At 72.0% G+C, this 22,082-nt stretch carries 18 protein-coding genes; 11 read left to right on the forward strand and 7 right to left on the reverse strand.

The genetic code is table 11. The features are described 5' to 3' along the window. A partial coding sequence (locus tag GEV28_RS26955; RefSeq protein ID WP_291415022.1) for a DUF222 domain-containing protein occupies window positions 1-509 on the reverse strand: 509 nt, incomplete at its 3' end. Window positions 510-1,035: 526 nt separating this feature from the next. Continuing rightward, entirely contained in the window at window positions 1,036-2,220 is a 1,185-nt protein-coding gene (locus GEV28_RS26960; RefSeq protein WP_291415023.1) for an alginate lyase family protein, read from the reverse strand. Window positions 2,221-2,366: 146 nt separating this feature from the next. Here GEV28_RS26960 and GEV28_RS26965 point away from each other — a divergent pair, with 146 nt between their 5' ends. Next, entirely contained in the window at window positions 2,367-2,912 is a 546-nt protein-coding gene (locus GEV28_RS26965) for a GNAT family N-acetyltransferase (protein ID WP_291415024.1), read from the forward strand. 36 nt (window positions 2,913-2,948) lie between these two features. On the opposite strand, the gene GEV28_RS26970 is transcribed toward GEV28_RS26965, so the two are convergent. Further along, window positions 2,949-5,561, reverse strand: a complete 2,613-nt coding sequence (locus tag GEV28_RS26970) for a glycoside hydrolase family 97 catalytic domain-containing protein (protein ID WP_291415025.1) — start codon at window positions 5,559-5,561, stop codon at window positions 2,949-2,951. Between the two features lie 228 nt (window positions 5,562-5,789). Here GEV28_RS26970 and GEV28_RS26975 point away from each other — a divergent pair, with 228 nt between their 5' ends. The 3 genes from GEV28_RS26975 (at window position 5,790) to GEV28_RS26985 (ending at window position 10,262) form a co-directional block, all read left to right on the forward strand. Then, window positions 5,790-6,242, forward strand: coding sequence for a hypothetical protein (locus GEV28_RS26975; RefSeq protein WP_291415026.1), 453 nt, complete (start codon window positions 5,790-5,792; stop codon window positions 6,240-6,242). 272 nt (window positions 6,243-6,514) lie between these two features. Next, window positions 6,515-7,132, forward strand: coding sequence for a hypothetical protein (locus GEV28_RS26980; RefSeq protein WP_291415027.1), 618 nt, complete (start codon window positions 6,515-6,517; stop codon window positions 7,130-7,132). A gap of 217 nt (window positions 7,133-7,349) precedes the next feature. After that, on the forward strand, window positions 7,350-10,262 hold the full coding sequence (locus GEV28_RS26985; RefSeq protein ID WP_291415028.1) for an XRE family transcriptional regulator: 2,913 nt from the start codon (window positions 7,350-7,352) through the stop codon (window positions 10,260-10,262). A 100-nt stretch (window positions 10,263-10,362) separates the two neighbouring features. Here GEV28_RS26985 and GEV28_RS26990 read toward each other — a convergent pair whose 3' ends face one another. Next, window positions 10,363-11,004: a TetR/AcrR family transcriptional regulator gene (locus tag GEV28_RS26990; RefSeq protein WP_291415029.1), complete on the reverse strand. Its 642-nt coding sequence runs from the start codon at window positions 11,002-11,004 to the stop codon at window positions 10,363-10,365. Between the two features lie 82 nt (window positions 11,005-11,086). Between GEV28_RS26990 and GEV28_RS26995 the strand changes: the two genes are divergently transcribed. Continuing rightward, a complete protein-coding gene (locus tag GEV28_RS26995) occupies window positions 11,087-12,502 on the forward strand; it encodes a serine hydrolase (RefSeq protein WP_291415030.1) in 1,416 nt (471 codons plus the stop codon). 62 nt (window positions 12,503-12,564) lie between these two features. Next, complete coding sequence (locus tag GEV28_RS27000; protein WP_291415031.1) at window positions 12,565-13,101, forward strand: hypothetical protein; 537 nt, start codon at window positions 12,565-12,567, stop codon at window positions 13,099-13,101. A gap of 7 nt (window positions 13,102-13,108) precedes the next feature. Here the strand turns inward: GEV28_RS27000 and GEV28_RS27005 are convergent, their stop codons facing one another. Further along, window positions 13,109-13,237 carry a hypothetical protein gene (locus GEV28_RS27005; protein ID WP_291415045.1) on the reverse strand — a complete coding sequence of 43 codons (129 nt, stop codon included), beginning with the start codon at window positions 13,235-13,237 and terminating at the stop codon, window positions 13,109-13,111. A gap of 650 nt (window positions 13,238-13,887) precedes the next feature. Next, entirely contained in the window at window positions 13,888-14,394 is a 507-nt protein-coding gene (locus tag GEV28_RS27010) for a DinB family protein (protein WP_291415032.1), read from the reverse strand. 115 nt (window positions 14,395-14,509) lie between these two features. Between GEV28_RS27010 and GEV28_RS27015 the strand changes: the two genes are divergently transcribed. The 5 genes from GEV28_RS27015 (at window position 14,510) to GEV28_RS27035 (ending at window position 21,277) form a co-directional block, all read left to right on the forward strand. Beyond that, complete coding sequence (locus GEV28_RS27015) at window positions 14,510-15,352, forward strand: MerR family transcriptional regulator (RefSeq protein WP_291415033.1); 843 nt, start codon at window positions 14,510-14,512, stop codon at window positions 15,350-15,352. A 182-nt stretch (window positions 15,353-15,534) separates the two neighbouring features. Continuing rightward, complete coding sequence (gene metH / locus GEV28_RS27020) at window positions 15,535-19,170, forward strand: methionine synthase (RefSeq protein ID WP_291415034.1); 3,636 nt, start codon at window positions 15,535-15,537, stop codon at window positions 19,168-19,170. 50 nt (window positions 19,171-19,220) lie between these two features. After that, complete coding sequence (locus GEV28_RS27025; RefSeq protein WP_291415035.1) at window positions 19,221-19,571, forward strand: MmcQ/YjbR family DNA-binding protein; 351 nt, start codon at window positions 19,221-19,223, stop codon at window positions 19,569-19,571. A gap of 116 nt (window positions 19,572-19,687) precedes the next feature. Beyond that, entirely contained in the window at window positions 19,688-20,083 is a 396-nt protein-coding gene (locus GEV28_RS27030; protein WP_291415036.1) for a VOC family protein, read from the forward strand. Window positions 20,084-20,086: 3 nt separating this feature from the next. Then, entirely contained in the window at window positions 20,087-21,277 is a 1,191-nt protein-coding gene (locus GEV28_RS27035) for an MFS transporter (protein WP_291415037.1), read from the forward strand. Here the strand turns inward: GEV28_RS27035 and GEV28_RS27040 are convergent. Continuing rightward, window positions 21,262-22,008: an IclR family transcriptional regulator gene (locus tag GEV28_RS27040; protein WP_291415038.1), complete on the reverse strand. Its 747-nt coding sequence runs from the start codon at window positions 22,006-22,008 to the stop codon at window positions 21,262-21,264. The two genes, GEV28_RS27035 and GEV28_RS27040, sit on opposite strands and share 16 nt — an antisense overlap. Window positions 22,009-22,082 lie beyond the last annotated feature (74 nt).

The following is a 22,082-nucleotide window of genomic DNA, read 5'->3' on the forward strand; positions in this document are numbered from 1 at the left end:
CACCCGTCCTCGGTCGGATACATGTCCACCCGCCGCTGCGCCACCCGCTTCTCATGCAGCGCCTGCAGGGCGTCGGCGTTCACCCGAGCCACGATCCGCCGCAACGCACGGCAGAGCTTGACGGCCGGCATCTCCTCGACCCGGTCCAGGATCTCCTCTTCCACCACCGCCGCAGCCTCAAGCGACAACGGCAGGGTCGCATCAGCGATCTTCGAGGCTCGGTAGGGGTCGAGACGGCCGGCTTTGATCGCCGCCAACGTGCGCGGCAACCGGGTGGACAGGGTGACCGCGAGATCGAGGCGGTGCTGGGCGGCGCGGGGTGAGATCACCAGCAGCGCGGCGACCTCCACAGCGTCGAACTCGCTGCCGCTGGCGGCGGCGTAGACGGCGAGTTGTTCCAATGAGTGTCCCTCGTTCTGCCAGGCCGCTCGCGTGAACCCGCGTGCCGTCGCCAACGGTATGGCTTCCGGGGCGGGATCGTCGGGTAGATCGACAATCGGCTCGCACATGTGGTCGATTCTACCCGAACCGCAGCACGTTTTCCGTTGTGTGGCAAGGGTTTCACCCCATCGGGTCGGCACATACCCACCGTGACCGCAGGCGGAACTCAGACCGGCACACTCTCCTGGCCACTGACGTGACCAGCGAGATCCCGCGCCGGCGCAGATGACTACGGAACCACGGACACGGCTAGACCAGATGGGAGGCCGGCGCCTCGCTCGTACGTTGGCGCGGGTTGCTGCCACAGTTGGGTGGCGGTAGAGCCGAGGCTGGACTGGAGCGCACGAGTCCTGGTTGCGGTCGCTGAGCTTTGACCGACTCGATCAAGCGATCTCCGAGATGGCCGCGACCGCGCCGTTCGCGGCAGTGGTGGGTCGGTTGGCATCACCGCCGACACTACCGGCCCGGCCGGGAGCTGATCCGCCGCCAGGACGGCCAGCCACCCGCGGTCCGTGCCGGGGCCGAGGCCGGCAACCGCGGATTGCGCCAGCGGTGGACCCGCATGGACGCCCGGAACAAACGTGCCCCCCCATATCAGTTCGGGTTCCGGGCGTGGGTCAGTGTCTGCCACGCCACGAACAGGTGGTTCGTGCCGGCCGGGCGGCGGGACTCGGTGATGTACTGCGTGTTCGTCATCGGGATGCCCTGGCGGAAGTTGAGCTGGTTGAAGCCGACCTCGGTCACCGGGCCGAGTCCACGGTGGACGGTGCCGCCGCACAGCCACGACGGCGCCGCCTCCCCGCGCTCGTACTTGGCCTGGAAGCCGAGCGCGTACCGCAGCCGCTCGCCGATCTCGGGATACAGGTCCTGGCCCTGGATCCGTGTCGTCTCGGCGAAGTCCGCGATCGAGGCGATGCCGTAGCCGGTGTGCGTGAAGTCCCGGCAGGTCTCCTGCGTCAGGCCGGCCTCGAACGTCGACTGGCCCTGCCAGTAGCGGATGATCTCGTCGCGGGTGTCGATCCCGCTGTTCGGCGGCGGCTTCGGCAACGCGCCGTCGGCCGGCAGGTAGACGAAGGCGGGCACGCGGGTCCGGTACTTGGCCACCGCGCGGTCGTACACCGAGCGATCCTCGAGGAACACCGCGATGCCGAGCGTCGCCTCCATCATCGTCAGCTCCCAGTTGCCGTTGCTGGTCGCGTTCCCGTTGACCACCTCCGGCAGGTACACGTCCCGCAGCATCGTGCCGAACCGGTTCGCGTCGGGCCAGCTCGAGTACGTGTACCGGATGATCTCCGCGGCCCGCGTCCACGACGAGCCCGCCCACGCGGTCTGCAGCGGCGCGTTGCTGTCGGTGTGGTCGCGGATCGTCGCCGACCAGGCGTCCATGATCTGGATGGACTTGGTGGCATAGCGCGAGTCCTGCGTGATGTACCACATCAGCGACAGCGTGTACGCGGCGATCGCGTCCTGCCGTTCGTCCGTGCAGCCGATGTTCGGGTCCGAGTACGGCCCGCACTCCACCACCGCGCGCGGCCGCGGCGTCCGGGACAGCGACGCGTAGTCGCTCGCCGCCATCTGGTCGTACGCGGCCTTCCACGGCTGGGCGTTCGCGTTGACCTGGCCGCGGATGAAGTCCAGCTGCGGCCGGCTCACGAGCACCCCGGGGTGGGTGAAGGTCGGCGGAGCGGCCGCCGCCGGCGACACCGCCTGGGGGAGCGACTGGCCCACGGCTATGACCACGAGAGCCAGGAACACGATAAGAAAGCGCTTGCCCGACATGAAATGAAGTGTCTGTGGTCTAGACCACAACGGTCAATAGGCCATTCGGTCGACCCGGCTGACGATGAGTGTTGCCGCTGCGTGACGGGGTTGGGCGACGCGATCCGGTTAGGATGGTCGCCCTGACACGATGCCCGGAGGGGCCGGTGAGAGTTTCGCCAGTGCTGCGCGAGGCCGTGCGGTCCGACGTGCCCGGGATCGCCGCGCTCATGCGGCAGTCGGTGCTCGATGTGTTCCCCCTGTTCCACGACGAGCGCGAGACGGCCGCCGCCGCCCGCTACCTCACCGAGCCGGACACGGTGCTGATCGACGACGGGACCTACTTCGTCCACGAGGCGGCCGGGCAGGTCGTCGCCTGTGGCGGCTGGAGCAAGCGGGACAAGCTCTACACCGGCTCGGGTGCGGCGCCGTCGGATGACCGCCTGCTGGACCCGGCCACGGAACCCGCGCGAGTGCGCGCGATGTTCGTGCGCGGCGACTGGACCCGTCGCGGTCTGGGGCGCGCGATCCTCGGGAGGTGCGAGGAGGCGGCCCGCGCCGAGGGCTTCGGGGCCCTGGTCCTGATGGCCACCCTGCCGGGCGTGCCGCTCTACCGGTCCTTCGGCTTCCGCGAGCTGAGCCCCGCCCGCGTGCCGCTGCCCAACGGCGTCGTCCTCGACGGCGTGTCGATGGAGTACCCCTTGTCCCGGTGACAGACGGAGGCCGGCGCCGAGCCCCGGCCGCCCGGGTCAGGTACAGTCGAGCAGCGCGTTCGCCCAGTCGGCGTGGTCGAAGTTCTTGCCGTCGCCGCCGTCGGTCACGCGGAGCGTCAGCATGCGGGCGCCGGTCGTGTCCGCGGTCACCGGCACCGCGGGCCCCGGCCGCACCACGCCGCTGTCGAACACCACCGCGTCGTCGGCCAGGACCTCGAACGTGACCGAGCCCGGCTGCGTGGTCTCGTCGTCGAGGCCCACCAGCGCGGCGAACGAGGCACACCGCCCACCCAGGTAGACCGACAGCTCCGCGGGCGCGTGCGTGCCGAGACCCTTGGCGTAGACGACCCCGCCGATGGTCAGCGGGTTGCCGTCGCCGCCGTCGGACTCGTTCACCGAGCGGTCCCGCTCCACCGGGCCCCACCCGTTGGTCTCACTCACGAACGGCACGTCGCTGACGTACGGCGTCCCGGCCAGCGGCGGCGGGGGCACGAACGCCGACACGGCCTCCTCGACGTGCACCCGGTCCGCCCACTGTGGACCGTCGAACCGGTAGGTCGCGAACACCGGCACGTCCACGAAGCCCGACCCGGACCCCACCGTCACCGTCCAGCGCCCCGTGATCGACTCGCCGGCCGACAGGCGCGGCGCGGTCACCGCAGGCCCGGTCACCGTCCACCCGGGTGGCGCCGCGGCGACCAGCCGCACGTCGCGCACCGAGCCGGCGCCCGGCGTGAACGTCCCGGTGACCTCGAACGTCGTGCCCTCGGCCGCGTCGATCGCGGCGGGGCTGACGGTGACCGCCGACGGCGGCACCGGCCGCAGCGGCTCGTCGCACGTCGTCCGGCCGGGCCGGTAGCGGCAGGCGACCGCCGCGAAGCCGCCGTTCCTCGGCACATCGACGGTCAGCGTGTCCGACGACCGCAGCACCCGCGTCGAGCGCACGACGTCCCCGCGCTCGGCCGAACCGTCCTGAACCACCTCGACCAACCAGCGGCCGCCACCCAGGAACCGCAGCGGTGCCGCCACGGAACGTGCGTCGCCCACCGAGATCGCGCCCACGAACCACCTGTCGCCGGACCGCCTGGCGAGCACCGCGCCCGAGGACGGGTGGCCGGCGACGAACCGCGTCTCGTCCCACGCGGTCGGCACCTGGTCGAGGAACCGCAGCGCCTCCGGGTACCGCTCGTAGGCCTCCGGCTTGTCCGCGAGGTGCGTCCACCCCGACTCGTAGACCACCGGCAGCGCCACCTCGTGCGCCACCGACGCCTCCTTGGTCCCGACGTCCAGCGACACCGGGGTGTAGTCCATCGAGCCGACCACGTTGCGGGTGAACGCCTGCACCGGGTTGTTCACCGCGGGCGGGTTGTTCTCCGCGCCGCGCACCGCCTCCATCGACATCAGGTGCGGCCACGTCCTGGCCAGGCCGTGCGGGATCGTCGAGCCGTGGAAGTTCACCATCAGGTGCAGCTCGGCCGTCTTCGCGAGGACCGCGTCGTACCACTGGTAGCGCGCCTGCGTGTCGGACTCCATGAAGTCGAGCTTCACCCCCGCCACGCCCCAGCTCCGCACCCGCGGCAGCACGGTGTCGCGCTCCTCGGCGGTGTCGAGCCGGTTCCAGTGGAACCACAGCAGGATCTCCACCCCGCGGGCCCGTGCGTACCGGACCAGGTCCGGCACCCAGTCCGCGCTCCAGCCCTCGTCGACGAGCACCGCCGGCCAGTCGTTGCGGGCGGCGAAGTCCACGAAGTCCTTCTGCCGCTCGTAGTTCGACGGGCTCGAGTGCTCGGACAGCCACGACCAGGCCACCTTGCCGGGGTGGACCCACGACGTGTCGTGGAACTTCGCGGGTGTCGCGAGGTCGTCGACCAGGGTGGACTCGGTGACCGTCGCCAGGTCGCCGATGATCGCGGTGCGCCACGGCGTCCGCCTGGTGGTCACCTGGGCGTCGGCGAGGGCGACCTGGTAGGTCGACGCGCCGGCCGCGTGCCGGAGCCTGCTGCCGGCGTACCGTCCGTCCACATCGGACTCGGTGAGGACCGCGAAGTCGTCGCCCACCTGGAACAGCGACGGGTTGCCGAAGTCGCCCGCCGCGGCACCGCTCGCGGTGGTGGCCACCCGGTTCGCCTCGTACCAGGCGTTGTAGGGCAGCAGCCACGCGGGCGCGTCGGCCGGCAGGGTGAATGCGGACGCCTCGCCGGTGATGGTCACCTCCGCAGGCGTCTCGTAGCGGTAGGCCACCCCGTCGGGCGCGACGCGGACCACGAGGTCCAGCCGTGCGCCGGGGTGCGCGCCGCCGCCGACGAAGCTCAGGCGCAGCTCGGTCATCCGGGTCGCCCGCCGGAGCTGCTTGCCGGTGGTCATCGTGTAGTGGTCGGTGACCGTGCGCCGGGACAGGCCGGCCAGCCGCAGCCCCGTGCTGAGGTCCGCGCCGGTGGTGTGCAGGCCGACGGGCGCCGGGGCGAGGACCTGGCGGCCGTGCCGGGTGACGCCGAGGCGTGGGCTGCCGCCGTCGAGGCTGACCTGCGCGGTGAGGCCGCCCGCGGCGACGGTCCAGCGTTGCGGTGGGGCGGCCGTGGCGGGGGTCGCCGCGGCGGTGCCGACCAGCACGGCGGCGACGGTCACGCAGGTGGCGAGGCGGGACAGCATCGGCGATCTCCCGGCGTCTGTGTGAAGTTGAGACTTTCTGTGTACTTCTTGTTCAAGAGCTACCGGACCTGTCCAGCAATAGCAAGACTTTCGATCGAACTGGACGAAACTTTGTTCACCAACGACAAAAGGCCGGCGCTCGGCAAGGCTTTTCAGATCGGGGGTTGACGGCGACGGGGGTTGGGTACTCCCGATCGCAGGAGTGCCGAACTTGGAGGTGCAGGAAGCATGCTGATCCTCGGCTTGCTACTGGTGGTGGTGAGTGGTGCCGCGGCGGTTGTGCTGATCGCGTACAACACCGGCGGTGCGGCGGAGACCGTGTCCGCGTTCGGGCGGGACATCACCGACGTCACGATGATGCAGGCGTTCGTCGCCGGCCTGGTGGTCGCGCTCGTGTTCGTCCTCGGTGCGTGGCTGCTCGTGGTCGGCGGCCGCCGTGGCCGGGAGCACCGCGCGCGGTACCGGGACGCGCGGCGCGAGGCCAAGGCCACCGCGAAGGAACGCGACGAGCTGGCCGACCGGCTCCGCGATGAGGACGAGCAGCGGGCCGGGCAGGAGACGGCCGCTCACCCCGTGCCGCCCGCCGAGCGGAGCGCCGCGGACGAGCGGACGGAGCCGATGCCGACCGCCGGCCGGCCGGCGGTCACGAACATCCATGAAGGCCAGTCGCCGACGGAGTAGGCGACGGCCGGTGGCCGGTCACGACCCACCCTCACCCCCAGTGGTCGGGTCGTGACCGGCCGTTTCTGCTGTGTATGACTACTGTGAGATTAGGGAAAGCCGACTGACCACACGATCGGTGTAGTCCGATTTATACCGACGTCACGCTCAAGTGGTATCCCCAGTGAAAGCCGCCTCCGGTGGGTGGATAACCTGTCACCCCATCGTGGCTGTTGATCGTTGCCAAGCGATCATCGGTTCTTGGTCAACTTGCTCTTTAGCCGGAGGCATACATGGCACACACCTCGACCGCGCGCCGCCGGTTCGGCGCCGCACTCTCCGCTGTTGGCGTCGGCGTCGCCGCCACGGCGGTACTCGTCGGCATGGCCGGCACGGCCAGCGCCCACACGCCGAAGGTCAAAGCGGACTGTACCGAGAACGGCACGAGCCTGACGGTCAAGTTGGTGTCGTACAACGACCAAAAGGACAACACCGTCAAGATCACCGACGGCGACACGGTTGTCGACGAGGCCACCTTCGGCGAGAGCTACGACTTCGCCAAGGACGACTTCGACAACACGGTTCAGCACGAGTTCACCGTCGAGGTGAAGGCGTGGGACGACCCCAAGGGCAAGGAGGGGTGGTCGTTCACCAAGTCGAAGACCGTCGAGGCCTGTGTCGAGGCTCCGCCTGAGGAGACCACCACGACCCCGCCGCCGCCCGCCGAGTCCTCCGAGGCCCCGCCGGCCCCGCCGGCGTCCGCGCCGGAGACCACCACGTCGACCGAGGTCGAGGAGGCCGCGCTGGCCGAGACCGGCGCGAGCGTCGCCCTGCCGCTGGGCATCGGCGCCGTCCTGCTGGTCGGCGGTGGCGTCCTGTTGTTCGTCGTGCGCCGCCACGGTCGCGCCTGACGCACGTAGCGACATCCGAAGGGGCGGGCCCGAACGGGTCCGCCCCTTCGCCGTATCCGGCTCATCGCGTCAGTTGCTGTCGGTCACGTAAGGACTGGCCATGAGTGGTGCTCCTTCCTCCACGCTGGGAGGTGTAAGGCACCGGGGTTGTTCAGTGTCCGGTGCTGGACGCTGAACAACGGGATGTGAACAATGCGGCCCGGAGGAGGTGGCGGGCTTGCCACGTGGGGAACGGCCGCTCGGGCCGGGCGACGACGCCCTGGTCCGGTTCGCCGGTGACCTCCGCCGGGTGCGCGATCGGGCCGGCAGCCCCACCTACCGCGAGCTCGCGGCCCGCGCGCACTACTCCGCGGCGGCGCTGTCCGAGGCCGCGGGCGGGCGCAAGCTGCCGAGCCTCGCGGTCACCGTCGCCTACGTCGCCGCGTGCGGCGGCGACGCCGCGGAGTGGGAGGCGCGGTGGCGCGAGGCGGCCGCGGAGCTGGCCGACGAGCCGGCCGAAGAGGACAGTGGCGAGTCGCCCTACGTCGGGCTGGCGGCGTTCCAACCGGCCGACGCCGACCGGTTCTTCGGTCGTGGCCGGCTCGTCGACGAGCTGGTGTCGCGCGTGCGGGAGTCCCGGTTCCTCGGCGTCTTCGGGCCGTCCGGGTACGGCAAGTCGTCGGTGATCCGCGCGGGCCTCGTCGCCCGGCTCGGGTCCGCCCCGGTCGTCGTGCTCACCCCGGGCGCGCACCCGCTCGAGGAGTGCGCGGTGCGGATCGGCGCGTTGATCGGGGAGTCCGCCGCGACGTTGCGCGCGGAGTTCGCGGCCGACCCGGCGAACCTGCACCTGCGGGTCAGCCAGGCGATGGTGGACCGCGACGACCTGGTGCTGGTGATCGACCAGTTCGAGGAGGTCTTCACGCTCTGCCGCGACGAGGACGAGCGCGCTTGGCTCATCCGCGCGCTGGTCACCGCGGCGAGCGCGGACCACAGCCGGACCCGGGTCGTGCTCGGCGTGCGCGCCGACTTCTACGGGCACTGCGCCCGCCACCCCGAGCTCGTCGCCGCGTTGCGGGACAACCAGGTGCTCGTCGGTCCCATGGACGAGGCCGAGCTGCGCGACGTGGTCGTGAAGCCCGCCGAACGCGTCGGTCTGCGGGTGGAGACCGCGCTCGTCACCCGGATCATCGCGAACACCGCCAGCCAGCCGGGCGCGCTGCCGCTGCTGTCGCACGTGTTGCTCGAGACGTGGCGGCGCAGGCGCGGCACGACGCTCACGCTCGCCGGCTACGAGGCGGCCGGGGGCTTGCAGCACGCGCTCGCGCACACCGCCGAGGACACCGTCGCCGCGTTGGAACCTCGCCAGCAGACCGTCGCCAAGCAGGTGTTCCTCCGCCTGTGCGCGCTCGGCGACGGCACCGAGGACGCCAAACGCCGGGTGCGCCGCGAGGAGCTCGCGGACCTGCCGGGTGCCGCGGACGTCCTGGACCGGCTCGCCCGGGCGCGGCTGGTCACGCTCGACCGGGACAACGTCGAGCTCGCGCACGAGGCGCTCATCCGGCACTGGCCGCGGCTGCGCGAGTGGCTCGCCGAGGACCGCGAGGGGCTGCGCACCCACCGCCAGCTGACCGAGGCGGCGCAGGCGTGGGAGTCGCTGCTCCGCGATCCCGGCGCGCTGTACCGGGGCGCGCGGCTCGCCCGCGCCCAGGACTGGTCGGCGGGTGGCGGGTTCTCGCTCTCGCCGCTGGAGCGGGAGTTCCTGTACGCGAGCCGGTCCGCGCAGGAGGCCGAGCACGCGGCCGAGCGGCTGCGTACCCGGCGCTACCGGCGGCTCGTCGCGTTGCTGATGGTGTTGCTGGTGATCGCGACGGCCACCACGGTGTACGCGGTGCAGGCCCAGCACGCGGCGGGCGAGCAGCGCAACGCGTCGATCGCGCAGAGCGTGATCACCCAGGCGACCGTTCTCAGCCGCACCGACCCCGCGCTCGCCGCGCAGCTCGCGCTGTCGGCGTACCGGCTGGCGCCGACCCCGGACAACGGGGACAACCTGATGCGGATCGTGGCCGCGACCACCGAGCGGCAGGCGGCCTTCGTCGGGTTCGAGCCGGACGGGCGGTTGTGGGGCCTGCGCATCGGCGACACCGCGCTGACCATCAAGGACATCACCGAGGAAGAGTCCGAGTTGGACGGACCGGCGCCGCCCGCGGGGCAACCGCTCGCCGCGGTCGCCACGACCACCGGGAGCGACACGGTCCAACGTGCGTCGGTCGACGCGATGGCCTTCTCCGCCGACGCGCGGACCGTCGCGGTGGTCACCGACCTGCGGCACATCCAGGCCTGGGACGTCGACGCGCTGCCGAGCACGGTGCCGCTGGCCTCGTTCGTCGCGCCGCCGGGTGCGTGCGCGCCGTCGTGCCCGGGGCTCGCGGTCCACCCGGGCGGGCGGATCATCGCGGCCTCGAGCACCCGGCAGGTGACGCTGTGGCAGCTCGGCACGTCGGACGGGGCGACGCAGCTGGGGAAGATCGACAAGACCGGCGGCGGCTTCCGTGCGGTCGAGTTCAGCCCGGACGGCACGCTGCTGGCCACCGCGCAGAACGACGGCTACATCGTGCTGTGGGACGTGCGGGTCCCGAGGGCTCCGGTGCGACTCGGCGCGGTGGCGACGGGGAAGGCGACGTACTCGGTGTACGGCTCGTGGGTCGCGTTCAGCCCGGACAGCCGGCTCATCGTCACGCCTGGCCGGGAGAACCGGACCACCGTGTTCGACATCTCCGACCCGCACCGCCCGCAGGCCCTGGTGACCCTGGGCGGCCACGACCGGCCGGTGTCCGCGGTGGCACTGAGCCCGGACGGCGAGCTGCTGGCCACGGCGAGCGCGGACCACACGACGGGCCTCTGGGACCTGACGAACCCGCGTGCGCCGCGCCGGATCGGCACGTTGCGCGCGGACCTCGGGATCCCGCACCGGGTGTGGTTCGGCCCGGACGGCCACACGGTGGCCACGGGCGGCGGGGGCGAGCTCCTGTTGTGGGAGACCGACATCGCCCGCCTGACGAGAACGATCTGCGCGAACTACCGCGCCATCCCGCGCGACCGCTGGGACCGCTACTTCCCGGGCATCGACTACCGGGACCCGTGCCCCCGCTAGTGGTCCCCCGCCCGGGGGTCTGTTGCGGCGGCGCTCCCCCCGTGGCGGCCCGATGCCCTGAACGCGTCGCCGGGGACGTTGAGCGTCCTGCGCGCGTCGTTCAGGGCGTGTCGGCGTTCGGTCGGTCGTACTGGCGGCAGCGGCCGGGGAAGACCGTGGCCAGGTGGCGGTCGAGCTCGGCCACCGCGACGGGGCCGGTCGCGGGGTCGAGGTAGGCCAACAGGGCCAACCCGTCCACCAGGGCGAGCAGCCCGGCCGCCCGCGCCGGCGGGTCGGCGTCCGGCGGGACCTCGCCGCACTCCTTGCCGTTGCCGATCGCCTCGGCGAGTCGGTCGCGGATCGCCGCCTCGGTCTCGTTGCGCACCGCCGCCAGGTCGGGCCGGTCCACCGCGCGGGCCGCGAAGGTGAACGACACCCGCCACTCCGCCCGGCGCGCGTCGTCCAGGGGGAGGCGCTCGGTCAGGCCCTCGGCGACCACCCGGCGGATGCTGCTCCGGTGCGCCGTGAGCTCGTCGGCCCGGCGCAGCACCCGCGCCATCGTGCGCTCGGTGACCCGGGTGTACGCGTAGCGCAGCATGTCGTCCTTCGTCGCGAAGTAGTGCTGCACCAACCCGACCGACACGCCCGCCTCGGCCGCGGTCTTCGCCACCGTCACGCCGTCCAGGCCGTGCTGCGCGATCAGCCGCTCGACCGCCTCGGCGACCTGCCGCCTGCGCAACGCGTGGTACTCCTCCGTGGCCATCGCGAACCAGTATCCCCGTACGGTTGACAATATGTCTATATTAGAAGAAATATGCTCATATTGTCGAACCGAAGGGGGCAGCATGTGGCGACTGTTGTGCGCCGGACTGCTGGCCGTCACGCCGGCGCCCGCGCCGGTGCCGGACATCGAGGACTTCCTCGTCGAGCGCATGCACGCCAACCAGGCGCCGGGCTTGTCCTACGCACTGGTCCACGGCGACCGGGTGGTCCGGTCCGGCGCGTGGGGCACCGACGGGTACGGCCGACCGATGACCCCGCACACCCCGGTCGGCTTCGGCTCCGTGGCCAAGCCGGTCACCGCGATCGCCGTGCTGCGCCTCGTCGACGCGGGCCGGATCGGGCTCGACGACCCGGTGGTCCGCCACCTGCCGTGGTTCCGGCTCGCCGACCAGGACGCCGCGCGCGAGATCACCGTGCGCCACCTGCTCGAGCTGACCAGCGGCATCTCCGCCCGCGACGGCTACGACCGCTCCGACATCGACGACAACGCGCCCGGCGCCATCCGCCGCTGGGTCGCCGGCCTCGCCGACGTCACGCCCGCAGCGGCGCCCGGCGAGCGGCACCAGTACAGCCCGGCCAACGCGGTCATCGCCGGCGCGCTGCTCGAAGAGGTCTCCGGACTGTCCTTTTCGGACTACGTGCGCCGGGAGGTGTTCGCGCCGCTCGACATGGCCGACGGCGTCGCGGACGTGCACGACGCCGAGCGGATGCCGCCCGGCCACGAGTTCTACTTCGGCGGGGTTCGCACCGCCGCGCGCACCTTCGACATGTCCGGCCTGCCCTACGGCTATCTCGCCGGCAGCGCGACCGACCTCGCGCACCTCGCGATCCTGCAGACCGACGCCGGTCGGTTCGGTGACGAGCAGGTGCTCGACCCGGGCACGATCGCCGAGCTGCAGCGCGGCGGGCCCGAGGCGGCGGGCGCGCGCTACGGCCTCGGCTGGCGGGTCGGCACGCTCGACGGCACCCGGATCGTCTGGCACGCGGGGGCGGTCACCGGCTACCACTCGGCCGTGCTCACCGCGCCGGACGAGGGCTGGGCCGTCGCGGTGCAGCAGAACGTGTACTCGCCGCTGCACGACGAGGCACTGAACTCGGCCGCGTTCGGCGCGCTGACGATCGCGCTCGGCGGCACGCCCGGGCCCGCACCCGAGAGCTCGACCACCATGGTCGGGCTCGCCGGGATGGGCGCGCTGGCCCTCACGCTCGCCGGCGGTCTCGTGTGGACGGTGTGGCGGTTCCGGCGGTGCGCGACCGGTCGGCGGGCCGTGCTCGCCACCGCCGGCTGGGTCGCGCTCGGCGCCCTGTCCGCGCTCGCGGTGGGGCTGTGGCTCCCCGCCGCCATGGACCTGCGGCTGCGGCACATCGTGCGGTTCATGCCGGACGTCGGCCTGCTCGCGATCGTCGTGGTCGTGCTCGGCGCCGCCCTCGCGGTCGCGCGGCTCGCGACGCTGGTGGTCGAGCTGAGGCGACGCTGACCGTGCCGCTCCTGTTACCGGTGGCGCGGAACCGGCCGCGCCGGCCGGCTGTCGAACACACCATGCGCAGACACCTCGCGGCCGTGCTAGCGGCGACCCTCCTGCTCGCGGGCTGCGCGCGCACCGACCCTGGCACGCCCACCGCGGACAGCGCCGCCATGCCCGACGACTTCGGCGGCACCATCGAGTACGCCAACGGCTCGGTCGCCCCGCCCTACCACTACGAGTGGGTGCTGCGGATCACCGAGGACACCGCGGAGCTCACCTGGCGCCCCGGCTACGACAAGGGCGGGCCGAGCTGGCGGGAGAGCGCGCCGATCGGCCGTGAGCAGCGGGAACGGCTCTACGAACGGCTACGCGAGGCCGGCGCGCTCGACCCGTCGCCTGCCGAGGACGAGGGCATGGTCGGCGGCTCCACCGGCTCGGTCGAGCTGGTCGCCGGCGGCCGCACATACGATCCCGGCACGCTCGGTCTGAGCCGGGAGAGCCAGGACATCCTCGACGAGGTGTCGGCCGCGGCCGAGGATCTGCTCCCGGGCGACGTGTGGTCGTCGATGCGGGACAAGCAGGAGGCGTGGGGCGAGGAGAACCCCGACTGAGGTCCGGTCAGCGGGCCGGCAGGTCACGGGCGGACAGCCGGCCGAGCCGGATGTCGCGCTCGCCGGCACGTCCGGCACCGGCGACGGCGCCTGGGGAAGCGGACCCGAACGCGCTGTCGATCCCGCCTCGGACCACCGGCGAGATGGTGCGCGGCTTCGCCCTGGGCGCGAGCAAGACCGTGCTGACCGGCGGCGTGGGCGAGCTGGTCGAACCGGCGCGGCCGAGGTTCGCAGGCGATTCTCGGGGCGGCACCAGCCATGGGCGCGGTCCATGAGGTCGAGTACCGGATCCTCGGCCGGGTCGTCGAGGTTCTGTTCGCGGATGGCGAGCAGGGCGCCGTAACAGGCCCGGACGACCTCGTCGCGGTCCTTGTGCCGCAAGGCGGTTTCGCCGACCTCGGCGACCGCGACGTCCGGCCGCGCGCTCCGCGCCGCCGCGACGAGGGCGCGGGCCAGCTCGGGGTCCGCGCCTTCCGCCGGGGTGCGGAGGCAGTCGACCAGGTCGCTCACCTCACCAGTATGGCGGCTACTCGGGTGGGCAGGCCGGGTCCTGGGGCGAGGTGCCGGCCGGGTCTCCTCGCGGCGGCTCGACGGGTGGCGCGTCGACCGGGTCGCCGCCCACCGGGGATGAGGCCGCCCATCGGCACACCTTCGGCCGGCGCGCCGGTCATGCCGCCACCGTGGTGGTGGGCGTACCAGGACAGCCCGAGGTTCAGGTAGCTCGTCGAGTCGTTGTCCGCGCGGTCGTCTTCGCGGTGCGCGAGGGAATGATCTAGGCGGGGGACACTAGGCGCCGGTGACGCCGTCGATGCCTTCGCGCAGGAAGTCGGCGTGGCCGTTGTGGCGGGCGTACTCGTGGATCAGATGCAGCATCACCAGGCGGAGCGACACGTCCTCGCCCCAGCGGGCGAAGTAGCCGGTCACGTCCAGGGACTCGGCCTCCCGTTCGATGCGGCGGCTGTGCTCGACCTCCGCCTGCCACGCGTCGAACGCCTCCGTGCGCGTCGACCCCGTCGGGTCGTACGCGGCCTGGAAGTCGCCCTCGGGGGACCATACGAACGGGATGTCTTCGCCGTTGATGGCCCTGCGGAACCAGGTCCGCTCGACCTCGGCCATGTGCCGCACCAGGCCGAGCAGCGACAGCGTCGACGGGGGCATCGACCGCCGGCGCAGGTCGTCGTCGGACAGGTCGTCACACTTCATCGCCAGGGTCGCGCGGTGGAAGTCGAGGAAGGCACGCAGCATCTCGCGCTCGCCGCCGGTCAGCGGCGGCTCGGGGCGTTCGGTGGGCACGGACGTTTCCTCTCGAGAGCAGAACCGAAGAGATCGGCCGGTCGTTGGACCGGCCAGAGGCTACCGCCGGGCCGCGGGACGAGCAGGCGAACAAGGCTGGTGTGAGGATGGCGGGGTGAACGGCGGGCCGGTCGGCCGATCGGCGTGGACGGCGGGGCAGGTGGCTCGGCACCTGCGGATCGCCGAGTCGACGCTGCGGTCCTGGCACCGCCGCTACGGCGTCGGACCGCGAGCCTCCCGCCCCGGCAGCTACCGCCGCTACACCGCCGAGGACATCGCTCGCCTCCAGCGCATGCACGACCTGATCCGCGCGGGCATGCTGCCCTCCGACGCGGCGCAGACGATCGGCGGGCCGGTTCCGGTGGAGCGCCCGCTGGAAGAGCTGGTCGCCGCCGCTCGCGAGCTGGACAACGCGCGCTGCCTCGCCGTCCTCGAGCAGGCTTTCGCCGGGTGGGGCGTGGTGCCGGCGTGGGAGCGGCTCTGCCAGCCGGCGCTCAAGGTCATCGACGCCGACCAGCGGACCGAGCCGGACTGTGTCGACCGCGAGCACGTCCTGTCCTGGGCCGTCACCGCCGCCCTGCACCGGGTCGACCGGCCGCCCGCCGAACCCGGCCGGCCGCTCGTGCTGCTCGCCTGCGTCGAGGCCGAGCAGCACACGCTGCCCCTCGAGGCACTGGCCGCCGCGCTGGCCCAGCACCGGGTCGCCGTGCGGATGCTCGGCGCCGCGGTGCCGACGACGACGCTCGTGCACGCGGTCGCGGCCGCGCGCCCCACCGCCGTCGTGCTCTGGGCGCAGAGCCCGGCCACCGCCCGGCTCGACGCGATCCGTGCACTCGGCGCCTTCCCGGTGACCCGGGTGACCGCGGGCCCGGGCTGGCCGCGCGGGCGGCTGTCGGGAACCGAACGGGTCGCGACCCTGCCCGCCGCGGTGGCGCTGCTGCTCGATCCCGCTGGGTGAGATGACACAACCGCCTGGTCACGGGGTGTGCTAAGGGCGTTCGAGCGGGTCTCTTGGCGCCTCGTACCCGATGCCGGTAACTTTGTGTGCGGGGCTGAGAGGCGCTGCAACGGACTCAGGTCCGCCACGCTCGGTCCGGACCGTGTACGAAGGGCGCCTCCCACATCACTGGGAGGTACACGGTGGGCAGATCGGCGTCAGGCACGAGCAATGCCCTGCGAGAGCTTCTCGACCAGCGCATCGCGGTGCTCGACGGCGCCTGGGGCACCATGCTGCAGGGTGCCGGCCTCGGTCCCGAGGACTACCGCGGCGACCTCGTCGTCGACCACCCCAAGGACGTCACCGGCGATCCCGACCTGCTCAACCTCACGCGCCCCGACGTCATCCTCGACGTGCACCGCCAGTACCTCGCCGCCGGCGCGGACATCACCACCACCAACACGTTCACCGCCACCAGCATCGGCCAGGCCGACTACGGGCTGGAGTCGATGGTCCGCGAGATGAACGTGCGCGGTGCCCAGCTCGCCCGCCAGGCCGCCGACGAGGCCGGCGGTCGGCGGTTCGTCGCCGGCTCGATCGGGCCGCTCAACGTCACCCTGTCGCTGTCGCCTCGGGTCGAGGACCCGGCGTTCCGCGCGGTGTCGTTCGACCAGGTCTACGCCTCCTACGCCGAGCAGATCGCCGGGCTTGTCGAGGGCGGCGTGGACCTGCTGCTCGTCGAGACGATCTTCGACACGCTCAACGCGAAGGCCGCGATCGCCGCCGCCCGCGACGTCGCGCCGGACCTGCCGCTGTGGATCTCGGTCACCATCGTCGACCTGTCCGGCCGCACCCTCTCCGGCCAGACCGTCGAGGCGTTCTGGAGCTCCGTCGAGCACGCCGACCCGATGGTCGTCGGCGTCAACTGCGCGCTCGGCGCCACCGAGATGCGCCCGCACGTCGCCGAGCTGTCCCGGCTCGCCGGCACCTACACCGCCTCGCACCCCAACGCCGGTCTGCCCAACGCGTTCGGCGGCTACGACCAGACCCCCGACGAGACCGGCTCGCTGCTCGGCGAGTTCGCCCAGGCCGGCATGGTCAACATCGTCGGCGGCTGCTGCGGCACCACGCCCGCGCACATCGCGACGATCGCCGAGGCCGTGCGGGACGTCGAGCCGCGCAAGGTGGTCGCCCCCGGGACGCACACCCGGTTCTCCGGCCTCGAGCCGTTCGAGATCGGCGCCGACACCGGGTTCGTGATGATCGGCGAGCGCACCAACGTCACCGGCTCCAAGCGGTTCCGCCGGCTCATCGAGTCCGGCGACCACCAGGCGGCCGTCGACGTCGCCCTCGAGCAGGTCCGCGGCGGCGCCAACCTGCTCGACGTCAACATGGACGCCGACCTGCTCGACAGCGAGCAGGCGATGACCACGTTCCTGAACCTGATCGCGACCGAGCCCGAGGTGGCCCGCATCCCGATCGTGGTCGACAGTTCCAAGTGGACAGTCCTGGAGGCGGGGCTGAAGTGCGTGCAGGGCAAGGGGGTCGTCAACTCCATCAGCCTCAAGGAGGGCGAGGAGCCCTTCCTGGAGCACGCCAGGAAGATCCGCAACTACGGCGCGGGCGTGGTCGTGATGGCCTTCGACGAGCAGGGCCAGGCCGACACCGCCGAACGCAAGGTCGAGATCTGCGGCCGCGCCTACGACCTGCTCACCCGGAAGGCCGGCTTCGCGCCCGAGGAGATCATCTTCGACCCCAACGTGCTCGCGGTCGCCACCGGCATCGCGGAGCACAACGGCTACGCGAAGGCGTTCATCGACGCGCTGCCGCGGATCAAGGAGCGCTGCCCCGGCGTGCGGACCAGCGGCGGCATCTCGAACCTGTCGTTCGCCTTCCGTGGCAACGACGTCGTGCGCGAGGCGATGCACTCGTCGTTCCTGCTGCACGCCGTGCGTGCCGGGCTCGACATGGGCATCGTCAACGCCGGCCAGCTCGCCGTCTACGAGGACATCCCGAAGGACCTGCTGGAGCTGGTCGAGGACGTGCTGTTCGACCGGCGCGAGGACGCCACCGACCGGCTCGTCTCGTTCGCCGAGAACGTGCGCGGGTCGGGCACCAAGCGCGAGCTCGACCTGTCCTGGCGGGAGGCGCCGGTCGCCGACCGGCTCGCGCACGCGCTGCTGCACGGCATCGTGGACTTCGTCGAGGCCGACACCGAGGAGGCCCGGCAGCAGGTCGAGCGCCCGCTCGAGGTGATCGAGGGTCCGCTGATGGACGGCATGAAGATCGTCGGCGACCTGTTCGGCGCCGGGAAGATGTTCCTGCCGCAGGTGGTCAAGAGCGCGCGGGTGATGAAGCGGTCCGTCGCCTACCTCGAGCCGTACATGGAGGCGGAGAAGGAGAAGGCCCGCGCCGAGGGGCGGCTGACGTCCGAGCGCGGCCAGGGCAAGATCGTGCTGGCGACCGTGAAGGGCGACGTGCACGACATCGGCAAGAACATCGTCGGCGTCGTGCTCGGCTGCAACAACTACGAGGTGATCGACCTCGGCGTGATGGTGCCCGCCGCGGTCGTGCTCGACACCGCGATCGCCGAGGGTGCGGACGCGATCGGCCTGTCCGGGCTGATCACCCCGTCGCTGGACGAGATGGTCGGCGTCGCGACCGAGATGGAGCGCCGCGGGTTCACGCTGCCGCTGCTGATCGGTGGCGCGACCACCTCCCGGCAGCACACGGCGGTGCGCATCGCGCCCGCCTACACCTCGACGACGGTGCACGTGCTCGACGCGTCCCGGGTCGTCGGCGTGGTGTCCGACCTGATGAACGACGACCGCGCGGAGACGCTGGACAAGGCCAACCGGGTCGAGCAGGAGCGGCTGCGCGTGCAGCACGAGGCCCGGCACGCGACCCCGCTGCTGAGCGTTGAGCGGGCCAGGGCCAACCGCGAGCAGGTGCCCTTCGACGACCTGCCGGTGCCCGCGTTCACCGGCGTGCGGACCGTCGCGCCGGACCTGCACGCGCTGCGCGAGATGATCGACTGGCAGTTCTTCTTCCTCGCCTGGGAGCTGAAGGGCAAGTACCCGGCGATCCTGGAGACGAACCCGGCGGCGCGCGAGCTCCTCGACGACGGCACCACCCTGCTGGACAAGATCATCGCCGACGGCCGGTTCGAGGCCAGGGGCGCCTACGGTTTCTGGCCGGCACACACCGAGGGCGACGACATCCTGGTCGAGGCCGCCTCCGGGACCCTGCGGGTGCCGATGCTGCGCCAGCAGACCAAGAAGCCCGAGGGGCGGCCGAACCGCTCGCTCGCCGACTACGTGGCGCCGGCCGGCGACCACCTCGGCGGGTTCGCGGTGTCGATCCACGGCGCCGAGGACCTGGCCGCGACGTTCGAGGCGGACAACGACGACTACCGGGCGATCATGGTCAAGGCGCTGGCCGACCGGCTGGCCGAGGCGTTCGCCGAGTACATCCACCTGCAGGCCCGCCGCGACTGGTTCGAGCCGGACGCCACGCCGGTGCTCGCGGACCTGCACGCGGAGCGCTTCCGCGGGATCCGGCCGGCGCTCGGCTACCCGGCGAGCCCGGACCACAGCGAGAAGCGGGACCTGTTCGACCTGCTCGGCGCCGAGCGGGTGGGCATGGCGCTGACGTCGTCGTTCGCGATGACCCCGGCGGCGAGCGTCAGCGGGCTGATCTTCGCGCACCCGGGGTCGCGGTACTTCACGGTGGGCCGGATCGGCCGCGACCAGGTCGAGGACTACGCGCGGCGGCGCGGCATGGACCTGGCCGAGGTCGAGCGCTGGCTGCGACCGAACCTGGCCTACGAGCCGGCGTAGCCGCTTCTGTCGGTGCCGTTTCTGTCGGTGGGCCGTGGTGAGGTTCTGCCATGGCCACCGCAGAGGATGTCCGCCGGATCGCGAACGGGCTGCCGCGTACCGTCGAGCGGCTCGTCCGCGACCAGGTGAAGTTCAACGTCGGTCGCATCGTCTACCTCGCGCTGTCCCGCGACGAGCAGACGCTGGGCTTCACCTTCCCCAAGGAGGAGCGGGCCCAGCTCGTGGCCTCCGAGCCGGACAAGTTCGCCCTGCCGGCCAAGGGCGACATGCGCTACCACTGGGTCCACCTGCGGCTCTCCGCCGTCGACGTCGACGAGTTACGCGAGCTGGTCACCGACGGCTGGCGCATGGTCGTGCCCAAGAGCGTCGCCGCCGCCTACGACGCCGAGAATCCCGTCTAGAGTTCTGCTATACGGACGCACTTTCCCCAGGTTGACCACCCTGCGCCGCATGTCTATTCTTCTGTCCATATCACGGACATGAAGTCTCTATAGAGGACATCGAAGGGAGCAGGAACGTGCGCATCCGGCACATCGGAATCGTCACCGCGGACCTCGAGCGCAGTGCGACGTTCTACGAGAAGGTGTTCGGCTTCAAGCGGCTGGGTGACGTCCGCACCCCTGGCCACTTCCCGGGCAAGGCGCTCGACCTCACCGACGGCGAGGTCAACTACTCGCTGCTGCAGCCGCGCGAGGGCATCGAGCGGTCGGACTGGTCGCAGGGCGCGATGGGCCCCAACCACGTGGGCGTGGAGATCGAGGACACCGGCCGCGTGGTCGAGGTCCTGAGCGGGCTCGGCGTGGAGATCTACGGTGCCGAGGAGGCAACCCCGCCGCGGTTCTTCAAGTTCCTCGACCCCGACGGCGTCGAGGTGGACGTGGCGACGCCGGACCGCAGCTGGCGCATCGCGTAGCGAGTGAGCCTCCGGTGGCCGGCCGCGTGGCTGGTCGCGACCTTCGCGAGCAACGCGCTCGTGCAGGTCGCCGTAACGCTGGCCCGGCCGGTCTCCACCTACCGGCTGCTGGCCCTGCATGCCGACGCCACCGCGGTGGGTGCCATCGCGGTGGCGTTCGCGTTGCCGCCGATGCTGCTCGCGATCTTCCTCGGCCGCTGGTCCGACCGCTCCCACCCGGGCCTGATGATGACCGTGGCCAGCTGCCTGGCCGGCGGGTCGACCCTGCTGATGGCGCGCTCGACCTCGGTCGTCGAGATCGGCTTCTGCACGGCGCTCCTCGGCATCGGCCACCTCGGCGCCGTGGTGGCGTCGCAGAGCATCGTCGCCCAGGGGTCCACTGTGGACGAGGGCATCAACCGCTTCGGCATGCTGACGCTGTCCGCGGCGGTCGGCCAGATGACCGGTCCGTTGCTGGGCGGCCTCCTCGCCCAGGCCGACGGCCAGCACGCCGACCTCGCGTCCACCTCGCTCAGCCTGACCGTCGGCGGGCTCGTCGGCCTCGTCGCGGTCCCCGCCGCCGCGATCACCCTGCGCGCCCGCTCCCCGGTGGCACGCGGTGAACGCGTGGAGCCGGTGCCCGCCCGGCGGATGGTCCGCATCCGCGGCATGCCCGCGGCGCTCCTGGCTTCCTTCGCCGCCAAGGGATCTGCCGACCTGCTGCTCGCCTACCTCCCGCTGCTCGGCGCGGCCGTCGGCATCGGCGCGACCGGCGTCGGCCTGCTGCTGAGCCTCAACGCGGCGGGCTCGTTCCTGTCCCGCGCGGCGATGCCGTGGCTCGTGCGCCGGGTGCGCCCGCTCCGGCTCGTCGTCGTGAGCACGGCGGCGAGCGCGGTGTTCGTCGCGCTGCTGCCGCTCGGCCGGGACCTCGCCGTGCTCGCCGGTCCCATGGCGCTGCTGGGTTTCCTGCTCGCGCTCACCCAGACGATCACGATGGTCCGGGTGGTGGCGCTGGTGCCCGAGCACAGCCGGGGGAGCGCGCTGGGCCTGCGGCTCGCCGGCAACCGGGTCGGCCAGGTGACCGTGCCGGGCCTCGCCGGCCTGCTGGCCGGCGCGACCGGCATCGCGTCGGTGTTCTACCTGCTCGGCGTGGTCCTCGCGGGGATCACGCTGGCGGTGCTGCGGTTCGGCCGGTCGGGTCAGGACTCCACCTGAGTGTCCACAGTGGACTGATCGATTCGGTGGACGACGTCGCGCAGCGCGTCGACCATCTCCTCGGTCCGCTGCAACGAGAGCCGGCTCACCGGGGCCGCCAGCGCGATGGCCGCCCAGCGGTTGGTCAGGTCGCGGAAGGTCATCGCCACCGAGCCGACGCCCTCCTCGGACTCCTCGGAGTTCACCGCGTAGCCGCGCCTGCGCACCTTGACCAGCTCGTCGCGCAGCTTGTCCACCGAGTCGATCGAGTGGTCGGTGACCCGGTCCAGCCCGCTGCCGGCCGGGTACACGCGCTGGAACGACTCCGCCGGCAGCTCGGCCAGCAGGGCCTTGCCGAGCGAGGTGCAGTGCGCCGGCATGAGGGCTCCCGTGCGCGCGGTGACCCGCAGCGCCTTGTCGCTCTCGACGGCGTCCATGTAGCGGACGAGGTTTCCCTCCAGCACGGCCAGATGGGCGGTCTCGCCGAACCGTTTCGCGAGCTCCTCCAGGTACGGCCGGGCCTGTTCCCGCACGTCCAGCGTCTTGACCACCGCGAGGCCGACCTCGACCAGCGCGGGGCCGGCGAGGTAGGCGCGCGACTCCGGGTCCTGCCGTACGAAGCCGTGGTAGGCGAGCATGGCCAGCAGCCGGTGCGCGGTCGAGTGCGCGACCCCCAGGTACTCGCGAGCCTCCATCAACCGCACCGACGGTTGCTCGCGGAACAGCAGGATCAGCCGCAGGGCGTTGTTCACCGACGACATCGGATAGTTGGGTGCTGGTGGACCGCTATCCGGACTTGATGTCTGCATAACAGACAGATCATAGT

The sequence above is a fragment of the Actinophytocola sp. genome (assembly GCF_009379765.1).
Classification (GTDB): Bacteria; Actinomycetota; Actinomycetes; order Mycobacteriales; family Pseudonocardiaceae; genus Actinophytocola.

Excerpts from the sequence above, each read along its gene's own strand:
- GEV28_RS26960 (WP_291415023.1), bottom strand. The coding sequence starts at position 2,220 with ATGTCGGGCAAGCGCTTTCTTATCGTGTTCCTGGCTCTCGTGGTCATA.
- GEV28_RS26970 (WP_291415025.1), bottom strand. The coding sequence starts at position 5,561 with ATGCTGTCCCGCCTCGCCACCTGCGTGACCGTCGCCGCCGTGCTGGTC.
- GEV28_RS26975 (WP_291415026.1), top strand. The coding sequence starts at position 5,790 with ATGCTGATCCTCGGCTTGCTACTGGTGGTGGTGAGTGGTGCCGCGGCG.
- GEV28_RS26980 (WP_291415027.1), top strand. The coding sequence starts at position 6,515 with ATGGCACACACCTCGACCGCGCGCCGCCGGTTCGGCGCCGCACTCTCC.
- GEV28_RS26990 (WP_291415029.1), bottom strand. The coding sequence starts at position 11,004 with ATGGCCACGGAGGAGTACCACGCGTTGCGCAGGCGGCAGGTCGCCGAG.
- GEV28_RS26995 (WP_291415030.1), top strand. The coding sequence starts at position 11,087 with ATGTGGCGACTGTTGTGCGCCGGACTGCTGGCCGTCACGCCGGCGCCC.
- GEV28_RS27000 (WP_291415031.1), top strand. The coding sequence starts at position 12,565 with ATGCGCAGACACCTCGCGGCCGTGCTAGCGGCGACCCTCCTGCTCGCG.
- GEV28_RS27025 (WP_291415035.1), top strand. The coding sequence starts at position 19,221 with ATGGCCACCGCAGAGGATGTCCGCCGGATCGCGAACGGGCTGCCGCGT.